Here is an 18,721-nt window from a genome sequence, read left to right as displayed (position 1 = left end):
GGAATCAACAGCACCGTAAAATCGCGGTAGAAACAGCTTACGAATGAAGACGTAAAGCCTATTTCTTTGCGCCTTCTTTTGAAAGTTTTACGAGTTGTGTCATAACGGTTGCAGCGCCATTCAAACGCTGATCGGCATTCGGCCAATCACGAATAAAGACCACGCTTTGGTCGGGACGTATTTTGGCCATGCTTCCTTGCTCGCCAATCCATTTGATGAGTCCGACGCCATTGGCAAAGTTGTTATCCCTGAACTGGATAACGACACCTTTCGGACCGGCATCCAACTTTTCAACATTAGCTTGCCGACATAGAGCCTTGATATAAACGACTTTGAGCAAGTGCTGTACAGGAACAGGCAAGGGACCAAATCTGTCGATCAGTTCAGCACCAAACGCATCAATGTCACTCAAATCTTCAATTTCTGCGAGCCGGCGATAGAGCGAAAGGCGCAATGGAAGGTCGGGAACATAATTATCCGGAATCATAACTGCTGTTCCAACCGAAATCTGCGGCGACCATTGGCTTTCATTCACAGCCGTACCGTCTTTCAATTCGGCAACCGCTTCTTCCAACATCTGTTGATAAAGTTCGAAACCGACTTCTTTGATATGCCCTGATTGCTCTTCGCCAAGGAGGTTGCCGGCACCCCTTATATCCATGTCATGACTTGCAAGCTGGAATCCGGCCCCAAGGCTATCGAGGGATTGCAATACTTTAAGACGGCGATCCGCTCCCGGTGTCAAAACTTTCTGGTTGGGAAGCGTAAACAAAGCATAGGCTCTTTGCTTCGAACGCCCTACCCGCCCGCGCAATTGATAAAGAGCGGCAAGACCGAACATATCGGCACGATGGACGATCAATGTATTGGCCGAAGGAATATCAAGACCGGATTCAACGATACTGGTTGAAAGCAACACGTCATATTGCCCGTCATAAAAGGCATTCATGATATCATCAAGCTGGCCCGGCGGCATCTGACCGTGAGCAGCTGTGACCTTTAGTTCGGGAACATGATTGCCGAGAAACTTCTGAACGTCTTTCAAATCCGATATTCGCGGGCAAACATAGAAACTTTGGCCACCGCGATAATGTTCACGCATCAATGTTTCTCGCACAATCAGTGGATCAAACGGCGAAACAAAGGTTCTTACCGCCATACGATCAACCGGTGGCGTTGTAATAAGGGATAATTCCCTGACACCCGTCAAAGCCAATTGCAAGGTCCGTGGAATCGGGGTTGCCGAGAGGGTAAGCACATGAATATCGGTTTTCAGCTCTTTCAGACGTTCTTTCTGTTTAACGCCAAAGTTCTGTTCCTCGTCGACAACCAACAAGCCAAGTCGTGAAAACTGCATTGTCGACCCAAGCAGTGCGTGCGTACCAATAACGATATCGATTGTACCTTCACGCACACCATTTTTAACGGCTGCAAGTTCTTTTGCTCCGACAAGCCGCGATGCTTGTCCGATTTTTACCGGCAACCCCTGAAAGCGGGCTTGAAATGTTTTAAAGTGCTGACGTGCCAAAAGCGTTGTCGGCACCACAACGGCGACCTGATAGCCATTTAACGCAGCGACAAATGCAGCTCGAATTGCAACTTCTGTCTTACCAAAACCAACATCACCGCAGATCAGCCGATCCATCGGTTTTCCCGCCGCAAGATCGCCAAGAACCGCGTCAATAGCGCGCAATTGGTCATCCGTTTCATCATAAGGGAAACGGGCAACAAATTCATCGTAGCTACCGGTCGGAGGTACAAGAACGGGGGCATTACGCATCTCGCGCTCGGCCGCAATGTGAATAAGATGGCCGGCGATTTCAAGCAAACGTTTTTTAAGTTTCGCTTTTCGCGCCTGCCACGCAACGCCGCCTAGTTTATCAAGAACAACATTCGTACCTTCACCGCCGTAGCGTGACAAAAGTTCGATATTTTCGACGGGAAGAAAAAGCCGGTCTTCATCGGCATAATGAATTTCCAAACAATCTCTGGGCACTCCGGCTGCTGTGATTGTCTTTAAACCGACAAAACGACCAATACCGTGATCGACGTGAACAACGATATCACCGCTGTTCAATGTGGTCATATCCGAAATGAAATCGGCATTGCGCTTGCGCCGCCGTGCAGACCGCACAAGCCGGTCACCCAATATATCCTGTTCGGCAACAACAACCAGATCTTCGGCAACAAATCCGTGCTCGATTGTTACGACTGCTGCTGTGATATGATCGCGCGGCGTAACTTTTACGGAGTGAAGAGATGTAACCTTTTCTATTTTTTTAAGACCGTGTTCATCAAGCACCTGTATCAGGCGTTCCAAGGATCCTTCGCTCCAACCGGTAAGGAGCACCTTGTGGCCTTTTGAACGGAGTTCCGCAACATGATCGACAACGCTTTCAAATAAATTCTTGTTTTCCGACGTACGTTCTTCAACGAAATCCCGCCCTATTGTGACATTGCTATGAAGTACCAGATGCCCTGACGACTCCGGTTTGTTAAACGGCGTAAGGTCAATCCGATGCTTAACTTTTTCGGATAATGAAGCAATATCTTCGGGGGTTAGATAGAGCTCTTCGGGTTTTACCGGATTATAGGGTGTGGAAGAATCTTTAGGATCGTGTTGTTCCAAGCGGGCTTGATAATAATCTTCGATGAGTTTATTCTGTTCTATCATTGCCTCTTCGGCAAGATGATCAAACACGACCGGAATATCGCCAATATAATCGAAAATCGTATCAAGATGATCGTAAAAAAGTGGCAGCCAATGTTCCATTCCGGAAAATCTCCGGCCCTCCGAAATTGCTTCATAAAGTGCATCATTCGGACTGGCGGCACCGAACGATCTGATATAATTCGTGCGGAATTTGCAGATTAATTCGGGCGTCAAAGTTATCTCGCTCATCGGCTCTAGCGAGAATTCTTTAAGCGTTTTTGTTGTTCTTTGGCTTGCCGGATCAAATGCGCGCACTGTTTCAAGCGTATCACCAAAAAAATCTAGCCGTACAGGCGCGTCACTTCCCGGTGCAAATAAATCGACGATTCCGCCTCTTACAGCAAAATCGCCAATTTCCCGTACTGTTGACACGCGTTCGAAACCGTTATGCTCAAGGTGATGAACGAGTTTATCCATATCAAGGCTTTGTCCAGGACGCGCCGTAATCGACTGGCCTTCAACCATTGAATGCGGAGGCAGCTTCTGCATAATCGCATTGGCTGTTGTTAGGATAATTGCCGGATGCGGATTTCTGAATAGAGCTGAAATATTAGCCAGGGCCGACATCCGTTTTGCCAAAATTGCTGTATTCGGCGAAACACGATCATAGGGGAGGCAATCCCATGACGGCAGCTGAATAACCGGCATTTGCGGCTCTATAAAACTCAAAGCATGTGTCAGATCATCAAGTTTCTGCCCGTCACGTGCAATATATAGAATTGGCCTCTTACCGCCAATTTCAGCCGCAATTTTATATATCGCAAATGGTTCGTAACCGGAAACGACACCATCAAAACTCAGATATTGTGGTAAATTTTCAGTAGCGAAGTTTTTTTTGAATATCGACATAACTTAAGCGTTAAAATCCATGCGCGTGCGGTAATCCAGAATATCGCGAAAAAGTGGCGAATCCACATCATAAGGTACAGGCACTTCACCTGTCACCCAAGTCAATAAATCCCTGTCTTCAAAGGACATAATATATTCAAGCTCATCCATGGCTTTTTCGTCCAACTTCATAATATGGGCATCAACATATTGTCCGAAAACCAGATCCATTTCGCGGATTCCACGATGCCACGCACGAAACACAAGCCGGCGTTGCCTTGCGTTCAGCTTACTGTTATCGACTTTCGACCCTGTCATCCCATCCTCCGGTTCAACATGATATCGAAGCTTGCTCTATATTACGCTAGAGATCAGCTTTCAATAATTCGTTGTTTGACAATAGTCCAAATATGTAAACATGTATATGAAGACGTCATTTCAAAAGACGTTGAATATGAATTGAGTCTTTGAATGATGGATAAAAGCCACTGGCGTCTTTTCAAACAAGGTGTCGTTGCCTGCATTCCGACATTGCTCGGATATTGGGCGATTGGTTTTGCTTGCGGTGCAATTGGCGCGGTTTCCGGCTTTACGATTTTACAGATTTTCTGTTTGAGCACATTTGTCTACGCAGGGTCTGCGCAATTTCTGTTTTATTCAATGGCTTCCACAGGAGCCGGACTGGTGCAAATCGCATTAGGTGTTTTATTCATCAATATGCGTTATCTTTTAATCAACACCTATATGGCGCAATATTTCTCTCATGCCAATCGACTTGAAAAGCTTGTCGGTGGTTTTCTGATGACAGACGAAACCTTTGGCGTTGCGTCACAATATGCCCGAACTCACGGTAATATTCTTCCATTTTCATGGTTATTCGGACTTAATATCACAGCATGGTTGAGCTGGATTGCTGCAACATTTGTCGGAACCATATTTGCGGCATCGCTACCCGATTGGTTAAAAGACAGCTTAAGTTTCAGCCTCGTCGGTATGTTTGTCGGTCTTCTATTGCTTGGGTGGTATGCTAGTCAGACCAAAAAAATTGATATCGTTGTGATTATCGTCGCAATGGCAATTGTTACTTTTTCACATGGTATCATTGCGGCAAATCCATCGTCAATCATAGCCACTCTCATTGCTGCAACCATTGGTATGTTTATGCTTCTCAAGTCGAGGAGTAACAAGATATAATGATGGAACATATCGGATTGGGAATTGCAGTCGCAACAGCAGTTACCGCATTGATCAAAATCGTGCCGATCATGGCGTTGGCTCACAGGCCATTTCCACGACTTTTTCGTTATTGGCTGAATTTCGTTCCAGCTGCTGTGCTATCGGCAATCATCGTTGCCGAAATTCTTGAAAAACCGGAAACAACCAGCTTCGGCATTTCGGTTGCGCTTTTAAGCACAATTGTTTCGCTTATTGCAGGTATGGTGACGCGAAGCCTTTTTGTGACAGTTGTCGTCAGTATATTAGCCTATCTGCTATTCCAGAATGTATAGGAAATGCATCAATTTCCGGATTATTCCAGTTATCCGGTATTGCTTTTCTCCCTAATTTAAGGAAGCTCGATAATTTTTCCGCCCTTCAGCGTGATACGCCGATCCATTTGTTTTGCAAGTGACAGATTGTGCGTCGCAATAAGGGCTGCCAACCCCGATTGACGAACCAAAGCAGCAAGTGCCTGAAAAACATATGCCGACGTGACAGGATCCAGATTGCCCGTTGGTTCATCTGCCAAGAGAATTGACGGTGCGTTGGCAACCGCACGGGCAATGGCCACACGTTGCTGCTCGCCACCGGAAAGTTCTGATGGGCGATGTTTGGCGCGATGGCCGACCCTCAGGTAAGTCAGCAACTTCAATCCTCGATCGGCAGCCTCAGAACGATTAAGTCCGGCGATCATCTGTGGTATCATCACATTTTCCAGAGCCGTAAATTCCGGCAACAAATGATGGAACTGATAAACAAAACCGATATCGTTGCGACGTATTGAGGTACGGTCGTTATCAGATAAATTGGAACAGGAATGCCCGCGTAAAACAACGTCGCCACCATTAGGCCGTTCAAGAAGTCCGGCAATATGTAGCAAAGTGGATTTACCGGCACCGGATGGAGCTACAAGGGCAACAGTCTGCCCCTGTTCAAGTGAAAAGTTGGCTTTATCAAGAATAACCAGAGGCCTATCACTATCGAGATAACGTCGGTCAATGTTCACAAGTTGCAACAGCGAGGCCATTATTCGTACCTCAAAGCTTGCACCGGATCGAGCTTTGCAGCACGCCAAGCCGGTATTAACGTTGCTAGAAAGGATAGGAAAAGCGCCATGAATACAACCATCAACGTTTGTCCCCATTCCAGACGCGCCGGTAGTTTTGTCAGGAAATAAAGCTGCGGGTTGAAGACATCGACATTAAACAGCCAAGACACAAAATCCTGAATATGGCCGATATTCTCGCATGTCAGCACACCTAAGAGAAGTCCGAAGATTGTTCCTATCACTCCAATGACCATGCCCGTCATGATAAATATGCGCATGACGGCGCTCTGTTTTGCTCCCATAGTCCTCAAAATAGCAATATCGTGCCCCTTGTCCTTGACCAACATGATGAGACCCGAAATGATATTCAACGCCGCAACAAGAACAATCAACGATAGGATAAAGAACATAACATTGCGTTCGACTTGCAATGCCGAAAAAAACGCCTGATTTCTAGACCGCCAATCAATAGAATAAACTTGCCTTCCGACAGTTTTTTCAATTTCCGGTGTTATTGAAGAGACTGCGTCGGGATTATTTAAAAAGATTTCCAAAGATTGCACTTTATTTCCCAAGTTGAAGAAAGCTTGTGCTTCTTTCAATGGCATAAAGACAAAAATGGTATCATATTCCGACATACCGACATTAAAAATCGCCGAGACTTTATAGGCTTTAACACGCGGATTAACGCCGAAAGGTGTTACATCGCCATCCGGTGTGATAATCCGGATATCACTTCCCACCGAAAGTCCCAGCTTTTCAGCCATACCACTACCGATTGCAACTCCATCCTGCTTATCAAAGTCTTCCAGACTGCCAAATTTTATATTTTTTGTAACTGTTGTGAGTTTATCTAGATCTTGCTTGCGTACCCCGCGAACCAATGCACCGGTTCCTCCAGTTGCATCGCCTTGCGCCAATGCCTGCCCCTCAATAACAGGAAGCGCAAATTTGACACCATCAACACCTTCAATACGCGGAATGAGAGTGTTGTAATCGGTAAAATCACTATCGATTGCCTGAATGACAAGGTGGCCATTCATACCCAAAATGCGATCAAGCAATTCGGTTCTGAAACCGTTCATAACGGCCATCACCACGATCAACGCAAAAACACCAAGCATGATACCGATCAGCGATATAATCGATATCACTGATGTAAAGATCTGTTTCTTGTTAGGAAGCATATAGCGGAACGCAATCATCCATTCATAGGACGAAAATCCTAACCGGTTACCACCCTTGGCTCTCGTAGTCATCAAGCCTCCGTTAAGCGTTTCAAAGCCGCATCATACGGAAGAACCTCTTTATGTCCGGTTTTGCGGTCTTTTATTTCGACTTCGTTTTGAGTAGCATTTTTCGGACCAATGATAATTTGTGTCGGTAGTCCGATAAGATCCATTGTTGCAAATTTGGAGCCCGCTCTTTCCTGCGTATCGTCAAGCAAAGGATCAAAACCTGCATTGGTCAATGATGAATAGACTTTCTCACTCAGATTATCGCAATTCGCGTCGCCCGGTTTCATATTTATGATACCGAAATCGAAAGGTGACATTGCACGTGGCCAGATGATGCCGTTTTCATCATGCGAAGCTTCAATAGCTGCAGCTACCAATCGTGATGGACCAATTCCATAAGATCCCATTGATACAGGATGTTCTTGACCGTCCGGCCCCATAACTGTGGCGTGCATTGGAAGCGAATATTTGGTACCAAAATGGAAGATATGACCGACTTCAATTCCTCTTGCAGCTATCCGGTCGGACTGAGGGACTTTGGCCCAAAGCTCTTCATTATGCATTTCGTCGGTTGCGGCATAGGGTGTTGTCCACTTTTTGACAATATCAGCCATAGTGGCATCGTCAGAAAAATCAACATCAGCCGGGGGAACGTCCATATCAAGAAAATGCTTGTCGCAATAAACCGCACTTTCGCCAGTGTCGGCCAGAATGATAAACTCGTGGCTCAAATTACCACCAATCGGCCCTGTATCCGCACGCATCGGAATTGCTCTAAGCCCTGTGCGGGCGAAGGTGCGTAAATAGGAAACAAACACACGATTATAAGCGGCTTTTGCGCCCTCATAATCAATATCGAAAGAATAGCCATCTTTCATCAGGAATTCGCGAGACCGCATGACCCCGAAACGAGGACGGATTTCATCGCGGAATTTCCATTGGATATGATAAAGATTAAGCGGAAGATTTTTATAGGACTTTATGTGTGCCCTGAAGATATCTGTAATGACTTCCTCGTTGGTCGGGCCATAAAGAAGTTCACGTTCCTGCCTGTCCTTGATGCGCAGCATCTCCAATCCGTAAGCGTCGTAACGACCGCTCTCGCGCCACAAATCAGCCGACTGTATGGTTGGCATCCAGATTTCAAGCGCACCGGCGCGATTTTGTTCTTCGCGAATAATGTTGCAGACTTTATCCAGTACTTTTTTCCCAAGCGGTAGCCAGGCATAGATGCCTGCAGCCTGTTGGCGGATCATACCGGCACGCAACATGAGACGGTGGGAAGCAATTTCAGCTTCTTTTGGATTTTCTTTCAGTATAGGCAAAAAATAACGAGATAGACGCATCGACTATAAAAATTCCATCTATTGCTCCTCGAATCGGAGCAGATTATCGGTATTTGTTAACCATAGCGGCTAACAACACGCTTGAAAATAGAAACAATTCCAGATCAAGAGCTTTTTGCTAAAAATGTGTTTTCAGGTATCCGCCAACTTGATTATTGTGATTGCGACGACAACCTCTTTAAGGAATATTTCTGATTGCAGTAGAAAATATTACTGCCAGAGCAATTTCTTACACGATTATTATTTGACGAAAAATTTGCCCTTGGATCTCCTTGATTAGAGCATTCACTTCAAGCGATTCATGAAGACTGCGCAAACCGGCTTTTTGCCCCATATTTCGTTTACTTCCGCCCTGATTGCACGCCGTACAGCTTCGCGCAGCAAGTCATCGTCTTTACGCTTGGCTCTCGGAATACTATCGATCGTGGTTTCGATTGTATCCGTGATAATCTCGTCAATGAGATTACCCTCGTCATCTGTTTCAGGTAAACCGAAGCTAACAACTTCAGGTACATCTGCCAAATTGTAGTGCTTATCCAGGAGAAATGATGCTGAAACCTGGCCTACATAACTTAATTTACGACGCTCACTAATGCCAAGTTCATCTTCATTGCCAATAAGATTTCCATCCTTATAGATTAGACCAACCGGAACTTCATCAATAACCTCCACTGGCTCGGGCGCCAATTTCAACATGTCTCCGTTGCGTATTTCAGCTACACGCTTGATACCAACCTGACGGCCCAATGCAGTCTGTGCGGCAAGATGAAGTGCTTCTCCGTGAACGGGAACCAAAATATCCGGTTTCACCCATTCGTACATTTTCTTAAGGTCACTACGCCGCGGATGCCCTGAAACGTGAACGAGGGCGTCGTGATCGGTAATTATTTTTACGCCCATATCGGTCAAGCGATTTTGGGTATCAATAATAGCTCTTTCATTTCCGGGAATACTTCGGGATGAATAGATCACAGTATCACCGGCAGTCAACGCCAGCGAGCGCATTTCATCACGCGATAATTTCGATAGGGCTGCTCTTTGTTCTCCCTGACTTCCCGTCAGAACCATAACAATTTTATCACGCGGGATATAGGGATAGTCTTCTTCACTGAGAAACGCATCAATGCCGTCAAGATAGCCGAGTTCTTGAGCGACGCTGACGCTGCGTTTTATTGAACGGCCAACCAGCAATACCTGACGTCCTGCCTCTTTGGCTGCGCGCGCTATCGAAAGAATTCTCCCGACATTGGACGAAAATGTCGTAACTGCAACGCGCCCTTTTTCGTTGGAGATTATCTCGGCCAAACTGTTTGAAACATCATGCTCTGTTGGCGAAACACCTTCGCGCATCGCGTTTGTTGAGTCACAAACAAGAGCAAGTACGCCATCATCCCCCAGTTCTCTAAAACGTTTCTCGTCAGTCGGTAACCCCAGTGAGGGTTCAATATCGATCTTCCAGTCGCCAGTGTGAATAACTGTGCCAAGAGGTGTTTTGATTGCCAACGAAACCGCTTCAGGAATAGAATGCGCGACAGCTATCGCTTCGAGCGAGAACGGCCCCAGTTCAAATTGGTCGCCGGCTTTGAAAATTGTAATCGGCACATCATAGGAACTGTAATCGAGTTCTCGTTTCGTATCTAACAATCCGGCTGTAAATGCCGTGCAGTAGACCGGAATTTTTAATTTCGGCCATAAATCCAATATCGCGCCAAAATGATCTTCATGCCCGTGAGTCACGACTAATCCCAATATATTGGGTCGTTCGTTTTCAAGAAACGTGACGTCCGGCATCACAAGGTCAACACCCGGAAGTTCAGGGCCGCCGAAACTTACGCCAAGATCAACTATCAACCATTGCCGGTTGTCTTCAGGACCGTAGCCATAGACGCCGAGATTCATACCAATCTCGCCTACACCCCCAAGAGGTAAAAAAACCAATTCATTTTTTTTACGCGATGCCATGAGGGACTCCCTGATATCCGGCTTTCCGATATTTATTTATCCGACTTATAGTCTTATTAACGTTCTGCATTCAAAGATGCAACGTTGCCGAAATGGACATCGCCCGCGGAGACTTTTGTTTCAACGCCGTGGCAATCTGTAACGATGCAATTAAATTTTTCATCGAGTCCGGAAAAAATTCCTTTAATGATGCGGCTATTGCCTGTGATTGTAAGTTCTTCGCCCAAGTGGGCTGCATAGCCAAGCCACTTTTTCCGAATTATTTCGCGTCCATTGGGTGAGAGGTATAAGTCATAATTTTCTGCCCAAAATGTGCTGAGCAATTCAAAAACCTCGGCACTATTGGTTTTTACGCCCATATTTCCTACCGCTTCAGTTGCATAGGGAGCGTCCTTGTAAACATGGATTATATTGACCCCGATACCAACAACCACAGCGTATCGCGATTGGGGTAGGTGCTGGAGTTCAAGCAATATTCCCGATGCTTTTGCATCTTTTAACAACATATCATTAGGCCATTTCAGCGTTACGATATCACTTGCCACTCTATTATGTGCGAGAACATTTTTAACTGCTTCGGCTAAAGAAACACCCGCTACAAATCCGAGCTCAGCAGCGTTTTCCGGAGCTATATTGCGCGTAAGAAGCAAGCTTGCATATAAGTCGCCTTTAGGACTACTCCATTGGCGGCCTCTCCGGGCTCTACCCGCCGTCTGTTCATCGGAAACAATCCAAAGCCTATCTTCATCATCTTGTGCTTTAGCTAAAGCAACACGATTGGTGGAGTCCACACTCTCATAGGACGCCACCTTATACTGATGTTCTTTAGCAATTCGAGAAAGAGAAAACCGCATCTTTCTTAAAAAAGCGATGCAGCTGCCTGCTCGGCCAGAGGTGAAAGATAGATGCCAAAGAAGATATAAAACAATACAAATATGCCGGTTATTGTGAGAACAAATTTAAGCTCGCTCGTTAATGGCAGGAAGCTCGCTTGTTGTGCATCATCAAACCACATGATTTTTATCACACGCAGATAGTAGAATGCACTGATTACCGAAGCGATCATACCGATAACAACGAGCGGTATCAATCCGGCATAAACAGCAGCGGAAAATGTATACCACTTAGCGAAAAATCCGGCCATAGGTGGAACACTTGCCAACGAGAACAACATAACTGTCATAACCGAAGCCATAAACGGGTTATTTTTTGCAAGCCCTGCAAGATCATATATGCTCTCTACATTTCCATCACGCGTGCGCATGCCGAGTATAAATGCAAAAGATCCCAAGATCATTGCAACATAAACCGTCATATAGAGGATAACGCCTTCAACGCCGAACGCTGTTCCAGCTGAAAGACCGACAAGTGCGTAGCCCATATGGCTGATTGACGAATAAGCCATCAGACGCTTGATATTAGCCTGCCCTATTGCAGCAAAAGCACCTAAAATCATGGAGGCAATCGACATGAACACCAGTATTTGTTGCCATGCGGACAATGCTCCATGTACACCGGAAAGCGGCATAAATGCTTCGACTATAACACGGATAATAAGTGCCATCGCTGCAACTTTCGGAGCACTTGCAAAAAACGCAGTGATGGGAGTTGGCGCCCCTTCATACACATCCGGTGTCCACATATGGAAAGGAACAACCGAAATCTTGAAGGCGAGCCCCGCAAGAACAAAAACTATGCCGAATATAACACCAAGCTGGGGTACTTGACCATTAAGAACAGTTGCAAGCTCGTGGAAACCGATCTGACCGGTAAAGCCGTAAATCAACGTGATACCGTATAGCAGCATACCTGACGACAAAGCACCAAGCACAAAATATTTTAAACCTGCCTCGGATGATTTGACATTATCGCGATTGAATGCGGCAAGCACATAAAGAGCAAGCGAATGGAGTTCCAACCCCATATAGAGTGTGAGCATGTTTCCGGCAGAAATCATGAACATCATACCGAGAACGGCAAAAAGCATGAGAATCGGATACTCGAATTTTGCGAGCTTGTCAGAGCGGGCAAACCCGACCGACATTATCAACGTGAATATTGCACCCGCCAACATAAGTACCTTCATGTAACGCGCAAAATCATCAATAATCAGAGCGTTGGTAGCAAATGCACTATCTTTTGGCGACAAAATAATCACGAATATCGTCGCAACCAAAAGTGCGACAGATAAGCCGGTGATCGTCACATAGGAACGTGTGCCAGAGTATACGCCGACCAAAAGCAGCACCAAAGCCCCCAAAGCAACGAGGAGTTCGGGAAATATCAGCGGCAATTGAGCCATTAAATCAGTATGCATGGACATTCGCCTCTTTAGTGCAGCTGGTTAACAAGCGCTTCTACAGCCGCCGCAGTCGTGTTGAGAATGGGCGTCGGATAGAAACCAAAAAATACGGTAAGAATAATCATCGGATAGAGAATGAATTTCTCCCGCGGCGATAAATCAAGAAGCGTCTTCAAGCTTTCTTTGTCGAGTTTTCCGAAGATAACACGACGATAGAGATAGAGAGCATAAGACGCCGACAAAATGACACCGGTCGTTGCAATGACCGCAACCCAACTATTGACCTGGAATACGCCGATCAAAGTCAGAAATTCACCGAGAAAACCGGATGTTCCGGGCAGTGCTATATTCGCCATTGTGAAGACCATGAAAGCGACAGCGTATTTTGGCATATTGTTGGCAAGGCCACCAAACGCAGCGATCTCTCTTGTATGCATGCGGTCATAAATGACGCCAACGCAAAGAAACAGTGCGGCAGATACGATGCCATGAGAAAGCATTTGATAAATGGCACCCTCAATACCTTGCTCGTTTGCAGCGAAAATACCCATCGTTACATAGCCCATATGCGCAACCGAAGAATAAGCAATCAGCTTTTTCATATCTTCCTGAACAAGAGCAACGAGCGAGGTGTAGATAATTGCAATAAGCGAAAGCGTGAAAACAAATGGTGCCAAATCTGCAGAAGCAACCGGAAACATTGGCAACGAAAAACGTATAAAACCATAGCCGCCAAGTTTTAAAAGAATGCCTGCCAAAATAACCGATCCGGCAGTCGGTGCTTCAACGTGTGCATCCGGCAACCATGTATGAACCGGCCACATAGGTAGCTTCACAGCAAATGAAGCGAAGAATGCGAACCACAGCCAGAATTGCATATGCGCAGGAAATTTATAGTGCAAAAGCGTTGGAATATCGAGTGTACCGGCTTGCCAATACATCACCATAATCGCAACCAGCATCAACACCGATCCGAGAAAGGTGTATAGAAAAAATTTCAAGCTTGCGTAAACGCGTCTTGGGCCACCCCAAACACCGATGATAATGAACATCGGTATCAAGCTGCCTTCAAAGAAAACATAGAACAACACTGCGTCAAGTGCACAGAAGACACCTACAACGGCAACTTCAAGGAGCAGAAAAGCAATCATATAGGCTTTAAGGCGATCCTTGACTGTTTCCCAGCTTGCCAAAACACAGAACGGCATCAAGAATCCCGACAGAACAACGAATAAAACCGAAATTCCGTCAACGCCCATATGATAGTTGATGCCGCCACCAAGCCAGCTGATCTTCTCTTCCATCTGGAAGCCAGAATTGCTGTTGTCGAAACCTGCCCAGATAATCAGGGACAATACAAATACGAACAGAGTCGTAAAAAGCGCCACATTACGAATATTGCGTTTTGCTGTTTCACCATCGTCCTTGATCAAAAGGATCAGAACAACGCCAACAAGCGGCAAAAATGTGACCGTAGAAAGAATAGGCCAGTCGGTCATCAATTTAAGCTCCCGATCATCATCCAGGTGATGAGCGCAGCGATACCGATCAGCATCGCAAATGCGTAATGATACAGATACCCAGTCTGCATACGAACCACCTTATTGGTTATGTCTACAACACGGGCCGCGACGCCATTCGGGCCAAGGCCGTCAATAATTTTTCCGTCACCGACCTTCCAGAAGAAACGACCGATTGCAAAAGCGGAACGGACAAACACTACGTTATAGAGTTCATCAAAGTACCATTTATTGAGTAGAAAACGGTAGAGGAAAGGAAACGCATTAGCCAACGCTTTCGGTATTGCGGTTGAAACAATGTAGAAGAGATAAGCCAATACGAAACCGACAACCATCACAATAAATGGAGACCATTTTACCCATGCCGGAACAGAGTGAACTGCATGCAGGATATGGTTATCAGATCCTGTAAACAATGCTCCTTTCCAGAAAGCATCATAGAGTTCACCAGAGAAATACGGTTGGAATATTACACCCGCGAAAATTGCACCGATTGCCAAAATAATGAGCGGAACAATCATCACAGGTCCCGATTCATGCACGTGATGCATGATGTCGGCCGTTGCCCGCGGTTTTCCATGAAAAGTCATAAAAATCAAACGCCAAGAATAGAAACTGGTGAAGAGTGCTGCAATAACCAGAAGCCAGAAGGCATATCCACTCGCCACGTTATGCGATGCAAATGCAGCTTCGATAATACCATCTTTCGAGAAGAAACCGGCCGTACCGAAGACTGTGCCGGGAATACCCACACCCGTAAGTGCCAATGTCCCGATAACCATCATCCAGTAAGTTGTCGGAATATATTTCCTTAGCCCACCCATCTTGCGCATGTCCTGTTCGTCTGAGACCGCATGAATAACGGAACCTGCTCCGAGGAACAGCAGCGCCTTGAAAAATGCGTGTGTGAAGAGGTGGAATACACCGGCACTATATGCACCGACACCCAGAGCAACGAACATATATCCAAGTTGGGAGCATGTAGAATAGGCAATGACCTTCTTGATATCGTTTTGTACCAACCCGACAGTAGCAGCGAAAAATGCTGTTGTAGCTCCGATTATAACGATAAGTGTCTGTGTGGTGGGTGCAAGTTCGAAAATCGGCGACATACGGGATACCATAAAGATACCGGCTGTAACCATCGTTGCCGCGTGAATAAGTGCAGAAACGGGCGTCGGGCCTTCCATAGCGTCCGGCAACCACGTATGCAGGAAAAACTGGGCTGATTTAGCCATTGCACCGATAAACAGGAAAATACAAGCAACTGTTATCGCTGTATCGCCGTTAACCGGCCAACTCAGGAAAGTCATATGTTCGACGAAACTCGGATCGGCCGCTCTTGCAAAAATCGTGTTGAAATTAACTGATTTGAACAGGACAAAAATACTGAAGACACCGATAAGAAACCCGAAATCACCTACCCTGTTGACCACAAATGCCTTGATTGCCGCAGCACATGCAGAAGGCCGTTGGTACCAGAAGCCAATGAGCAGATATGACGCAAGGCCAACACCTTCCCACCCGAAGAACAACTGCACGAGGTTGTTCGAGGTTACAAGCATCAACATCATGAAGGTGAAAAACGACAGATAGGCAAAAAATCTTGGGCGAGAGGGATCGGAATGCATATATCCGATCGAATATATATGAACCAATGCCGATACTGAATTGACGACAATCAACATAACAGCTGTGAGAGCATCAATATGAAGTGCCCAGTCAAACTGCAATCCTCCGACCAAAATCCAATGAAAGATCGGTATATCAACAGTTTTACCTGTCCCCAAGGCTATATCGAAAAACGCTATCCATGACAAAATAGCGACGATAACCATAAAGGTGCAAGTAACGAGTTCGGCGGCGCGAGCACCCAACGTTTTTCCACCTAATCCGGCAATAAAAAAGCCCAGAATTGGTAGGAAGACAATAGCGTAAAACATAACGCGTCAGCCTTTCATCACGTTAACATCTTCAACCGCAATCGAACCGCGATTACGATAGAATACAACCAGAATAGCCAAGCCGATCGCGGCTTCCGCTGCGGCGACGGTTAACACAAAAAGCGCAAATACTTGCCCTACGAGGTCGTGTAAAACCGAAGAGAAGGCCACAAAATTCAAATTGACTGAAAGCAATATGAGCTCAATCGACATCAAAATAATAATGACGTTTTTTCTGTTCAGAAAAATGCCAAAGACACCAATTGTGAACAACAATGCAGAAACGGTCAGATAGTGAGCAATTTCAATGTGCATATTATTCTTCCCGTTAAATACCTTTACCAGATTCAACTTTTTTAATTTCGAGTGTATCTTCGGGCATCCGTGCAACTTGTTTTGCAATCGACTGCCTTTTTACGCCCGAGCGATGATGTAATGTCAAAACGATCGCTCCGATCATTGCCACGAGCAAAACGAGCCCGGCAAGCTGGAAGTAGAAAACGTAATCGGTATAGAGGATATCACCCAACGCCTGCGTATTTGTACGTTCCGCTAAACTCGGCATCGGCTCGGTTACGTGCTCGGCCAAGTTCGGTGAAAAATGCGAACTTGCAAAAACGACTATCAATTCGACAGCGATAATAATTCCGATCAAAGCGCCAATCGGTGCATATTTCAGCGCACCTCTTTTAAGCTCGGCGAAATCCACATCAAGCATCATTACGACGAACAAGAATAAAACAGCAACCGCACCCACATAAACAACCAGCAGAATTAGACCAAGAAATTCCGCACCGGTCAGGATAAACAACGCTGCCGCATTAAAAAATGCCAGAATTAAGAACAAGACCGAATGCACCGGATTACGCGCGGCAACGACCAGAACTGCGCTTGCCAGCATAATGAAAGCGAACAAATAAAAGAATGCCGCTGCTATACCTGTTAACATTGGTTTCCCCTAAGTTAAACCAAACACGTTGACGCAAAATATTTACGTCGATTTAAATTTTGTCGCGTCAATGAACGCAACTGCAAGATTTTTCCAAACTCACCGATAGGGTGCGTCCATAGCAATATTTCTTGCTATTTCGCGTTCCCAACGATCACCATTCGAAAGTAATTTTTCTTTGTCATAATAAAGCTCCTCCCGGGTTTCAGTCGCAAATTCGAAGTTCGGTCCTTCAACAATAGCTTCCACCGGACAAGCTTCCTGACAAAACCCGCAGTAAATACATTTTACCATATCAATATCGTAACGCACTGTCCGGCGTGTACCATCATTACGACGAGGACCAGCCTCGATAGTAATAGCCTGTGCCGGACAGATAGCCTCGCAAAGCTTGCAAGCAATGCAACGCTCTTCACCGTTAGGATAACGGCGCAAAGCATGTTCGCCACGAAACCGTGGAGATACAACGCCCTTTTCGTAAGGATAGTTGATCGTCGGCTTCGGAGCGACGAACTGGCGCATGGAAAGCCAGAATGCACTCCAGAATTCTATCAGAAGAAGTGACTTGGCTGCTTGAAAAAGACCAGACATATTCCTCACCCTCAACTAAAACTTACGAATTTCAAATAGGCCGCCGTAATAACCACCATTGCCAATGAAATCGGAAGAAATACTTTCCATCCCAATCTCATCAACTGGTCGTAGCGATAACGGGGAACGAATGCTTTAACCATGGCGAACCAGAAGAAAACGAAGCAAACCTTCAATACAAACCAGATAATTCCCGGAACCCAATTGAGCCACCAAACATCAAGCGGAGGCAGCCAACCACCAAGGAAAAGAATTGTAGTCAATGCGCACATAAGGACGATTGCTACATATTCGCCAAGGAAGAACAGCATATAAGGCGTCGAGGAATATTCAATCATATGGCCGGCAACAAGTTCGGATTCTGCTTCAACCAGATCGAACGGTGGACGATTGGTCTCAGCCAAGGCAGAGATGAAGAAGATGATGAACATCGGAAACAGCGCCAACCAATTCCAATCAAGGAATGTATTGACCGGCAATCCGATATTTGTACCAAGGCCGGCTTTCTGACCATTGACAATAGTTGTCAGATCAAGTGAACCACTCACCAGAATGACGGTAACCAGAACGAAGCCTATCGAAACCTCATATGAAACCATCTGGGCAGTCGAACGCAAAGCGCCAAGAAAAGGATATTTCGAGTTGGAAGCCCACCCTCCCATGATAACGCCATAAACTTCAAGGGATGATATAGCCAAAATATACAATAGCCCGATGTTTAAACTTGCAACTGCCCAACCTTCACTGACCGGCACCACTGCCCAAGCAGACAATGCCAATGTTGAAGAAATAAAAGGTGCAAGCAAAAATACACCCTTATTTGCGCCTGCCGGGATAATTGGCTCCTTGACGACGAACTTGATCAAGTCTGCAAATGACTGGAACAGCCCCCAAGGCCCGACAACATTTGGACCCCGACGCAACTGGACTGCTGCCCAGATTTTTCTATCTGCATAAAGCAGATAGGCAATGATAATCAATAAAACCACCAAAAGTAGCAGCGCTTTGCCGACAATAATCAGCAGGGGAAGCAGCCAGGTCATAAAGAAATCACCCATTGTCT

At 45.8% G+C, this 18,721-nt stretch carries 16 protein-coding genes; 2 read left to right on the top strand and 14 right to left on the bottom strand.

Going from position 1 to position 18,721, the window contains the following annotated elements; all coding sequences use genetic code 11:
• Nucleotides 1-58: 58 nt before the first annotated feature.
• The gene (mfd, locus tag H3V14_RS08945; protein WP_198228069.1) at nt 59-3,562 is read right to left on the bottom strand and encodes a transcription-repair coupling factor; all 3,504 of its coding nucleotides are present in this window, start codon (nt 3,560-3,562) and stop codon (nt 59-61) included.
• 3 nt (nt 3,563-3,565) lie between these two features.
• Entirely contained in the window at nt 3,566-3,859 is a 294-nt protein-coding gene (locus H3V14_RS08940; protein ID WP_075870685.1) for a succinate dehydrogenase assembly factor 2, read from the bottom strand.
• Nucleotides 3,860-4,012: 153 nt separating this feature from the next.
• Here H3V14_RS08940 and H3V14_RS08935 point away from each other — a divergent pair, with 153 nt between their 5' ends.
• Entirely contained in the window at nt 4,013-4,735 is a 723-nt protein-coding gene (locus tag H3V14_RS08935; protein ID WP_198228067.1) for an AzlC family ABC transporter permease, read from the top strand.
• The gene (locus tag H3V14_RS08930; RefSeq protein ID WP_198222950.1) at nt 4,735-5,049 is read left to right on the top strand and encodes an AzlD domain-containing protein; all 315 of its coding nucleotides are present in this window, start codon (nt 4,735-4,737) and stop codon (nt 5,047-5,049) included. The genes H3V14_RS08935 and H3V14_RS08930 overlap by 1 nt, the downstream gene beginning before the upstream one ends.
• 56 nt (nt 5,050-5,105) lie before the next feature.
• On the opposite strand, the gene H3V14_RS08925 is transcribed toward H3V14_RS08930, so the two are convergent.
• From H3V14_RS08925 to nuoH, 12 genes are all read right to left on the bottom strand, one after another.
• Nucleotides 5,106-5,786 (bottom strand): ABC transporter ATP-binding protein, encoded by a 681-nt coding sequence (locus H3V14_RS08925; protein WP_198228065.1) that lies wholly within the window; start codon nt 5,784-5,786, stop codon nt 5,106-5,108.
• Nucleotides 5,786-7,066 carry a lipoprotein-releasing ABC transporter permease subunit gene (locus tag H3V14_RS08920; RefSeq protein ID WP_075870689.1) on the bottom strand — a complete coding sequence of 427 codons (1,281 nt, stop codon included), beginning with the start codon at nt 7,064-7,066 and terminating at the stop codon, nt 5,786-5,788. The genes H3V14_RS08925 and H3V14_RS08920 overlap by 1 nt, the downstream gene beginning before the upstream one ends.
• Nucleotides 7,066-8,391 (bottom strand): proline--tRNA ligase, encoded by a 1,326-nt coding sequence (gene proS, locus H3V14_RS08915; protein ID WP_075870690.1) that lies wholly within the window; start codon nt 8,389-8,391, stop codon nt 7,066-7,068. Before proS ends, H3V14_RS08920 begins: the two co-directional genes overlap by 1 nt.
• Before the next feature lie 285 nt (nt 8,392-8,676).
• Nucleotides 8,677-10,353 (bottom strand): ribonuclease J, encoded by a 1,677-nt coding sequence (locus H3V14_RS08910; RefSeq protein ID WP_198228063.1) that lies wholly within the window; start codon nt 10,351-10,353, stop codon nt 8,677-8,679.
• A 56-nt stretch (nt 10,354-10,409) separates the two neighbouring features.
• A complete protein-coding gene (locus tag H3V14_RS08905) occupies nt 10,410-11,207 on the bottom strand; it encodes a biotin--[acetyl-CoA-carboxylase] ligase (RefSeq protein WP_198228061.1) in 798 nt (265 codons plus the stop codon).
• 5 nt (nt 11,208-11,212) lie between these two features.
• The gene (gene nuoN / locus H3V14_RS08900; RefSeq protein ID WP_075870693.1) at nt 11,213-12,670 is read right to left on the bottom strand and encodes an NADH-quinone oxidoreductase subunit NuoN; all 1,458 of its coding nucleotides are present in this window, start codon (nt 12,668-12,670) and stop codon (nt 11,213-11,215) included.
• A 14-nt stretch (nt 12,671-12,684) separates the two neighbouring features.
• A complete protein-coding gene (locus H3V14_RS08895; protein ID WP_075870694.1) occupies nt 12,685-14,154 on the bottom strand; it encodes an NADH-quinone oxidoreductase subunit M in 1,470 nt (489 codons plus the stop codon).
• On the bottom strand, nt 14,154-16,118 hold the full coding sequence (gene nuoL / locus H3V14_RS08890) for an NADH-quinone oxidoreductase subunit L (protein ID WP_198228059.1): 1,965 nt from the start codon (nt 16,116-16,118) through the stop codon (nt 14,154-14,156). The genes H3V14_RS08895 and nuoL overlap by 1 nt, the downstream gene beginning before the upstream one ends.
• A 6-nt stretch (nt 16,119-16,124) precedes the next feature.
• Nucleotides 16,125-16,433 (bottom strand): NADH-quinone oxidoreductase subunit NuoK, encoded by a 309-nt coding sequence (gene nuoK, locus H3V14_RS08885; RefSeq protein ID WP_075870696.1) that lies wholly within the window; start codon nt 16,431-16,433, stop codon nt 16,125-16,127.
• 13 nt (nt 16,434-16,446) lie between these two features.
• A complete protein-coding gene (locus H3V14_RS08880) occupies nt 16,447-17,067 on the bottom strand; it encodes an NADH-quinone oxidoreductase subunit J (protein WP_075870697.1) in 621 nt (206 codons plus the stop codon).
• A gap of 99 nt (nt 17,068-17,166) precedes the next feature.
• Nucleotides 17,167-17,658 carry an NADH-quinone oxidoreductase subunit NuoI gene (gene nuoI, locus H3V14_RS08875; RefSeq protein ID WP_075870698.1) on the bottom strand — a complete coding sequence of 164 codons (492 nt, stop codon included), beginning with the start codon at nt 17,656-17,658 and terminating at the stop codon, nt 17,167-17,169.
• A gap of 11 nt (nt 17,659-17,669) precedes the next feature.
• Nucleotides 17,670-18,716 (bottom strand): NADH-quinone oxidoreductase subunit NuoH, encoded by a 1,047-nt coding sequence (gene nuoH / locus H3V14_RS08870; RefSeq protein WP_198228057.1) that lies wholly within the window; start codon nt 18,714-18,716, stop codon nt 17,670-17,672.
• Nucleotides 18,717-18,721 lie beyond the last annotated feature (5 nt).

The sequence above is a fragment of the Bartonella sp. W8151 genome, assembly GCF_016100385.1.
In the GTDB taxonomy this organism is placed as follows: Bacteria; Pseudomonadota; Alphaproteobacteria; order Rhizobiales; family Rhizobiaceae; genus Bartonella; species Bartonella apis.
This window is presented reverse-complemented; position numbering and strand designations above follow the sequence as displayed.

Coding starts and splice junctions, on each gene's coding strand:
- nuoH (WP_198228057.1), bottom strand. CDS start 18,716: ATGGGTGATTTCTTTATGACCTGGCTGCTTCCCCTGCTGATTATTGTC.
- H3V14_RS08925 (WP_198228065.1), bottom strand. CDS start 5,786: ATGGCCTCGCTGTTGCAACTTGTGAACATTGACCGACGTTATCTCGAT.
- H3V14_RS08910 (WP_198228063.1), bottom strand. CDS start 10,353: ATGGCATCGCGTAAAAAAAATGAATTGGTTTTTTTACCTCTTGGGGGT.
- nuoN (WP_075870693.1), bottom strand. CDS start 12,670: ATGCATACTGATTTAATGGCTCAATTGCCGCTGATATTTCCCGAACTC.
- H3V14_RS08935 (WP_198228067.1), top strand. CDS start 4,013: ATGATGGATAAAAGCCACTGGCGTCTTTTCAAACAAGGTGTCGTTGCC.
- nuoL (WP_198228059.1), bottom strand. CDS start 16,118: ATGTTTTACGCTATTGTCTTCCTACCAATTCTGGGCTTTTTTATTGCC.
- H3V14_RS08880 (WP_075870697.1), bottom strand. CDS start 17,067: ATGTTAACAGGTATAGCAGCGGCATTCTTTTATTTGTTCGCTTTCATT.
- nuoI (WP_075870698.1), bottom strand. CDS start 17,658: ATGTCTGGTCTTTTTCAAGCAGCCAAGTCACTTCTTCTGATAGAATTC.
- H3V14_RS08930 (WP_198222950.1), top strand. CDS start 4,735: ATGATGGAACATATCGGATTGGGAATTGCAGTCGCAACAGCAGTTACC.
- mfd (WP_198228069.1), bottom strand. CDS start 3,562: ATGTCGATATTCAAAAAAAACTTCGCTACTGAAAATTTACCACAATAT.
- H3V14_RS08895 (WP_075870694.1), bottom strand. CDS start 14,154: ATGACCGACTGGCCTATTCTTTCTACGGTCACATTTTTGCCGCTTGTT.
- H3V14_RS08920 (WP_075870689.1), bottom strand. CDS start 7,066: ATGACTACGAGAGCCAAGGGTGGTAACCGGTTAGGATTTTCGTCCTAT.
- proS (WP_075870690.1), bottom strand. CDS start 8,391: ATGCGTCTATCTCGTTATTTTTTGCCTATACTGAAAGAAAATCCAAAA.
- H3V14_RS08940 (WP_075870685.1), bottom strand. CDS start 3,859: ATGACAGGGTCGAAAGTCGATAACAGTAAGCTGAACGCAAGGCAACGC.
- nuoK (WP_075870696.1), bottom strand. CDS start 16,433: ATGCACATTGAAATTGCTCACTATCTGACCGTTTCTGCATTGTTGTTC.
- H3V14_RS08905 (WP_198228061.1), bottom strand. CDS start 11,207: ATGCGGTTTTCTCTTTCTCGAATTGCTAAAGAACATCAGTATAAGGTG.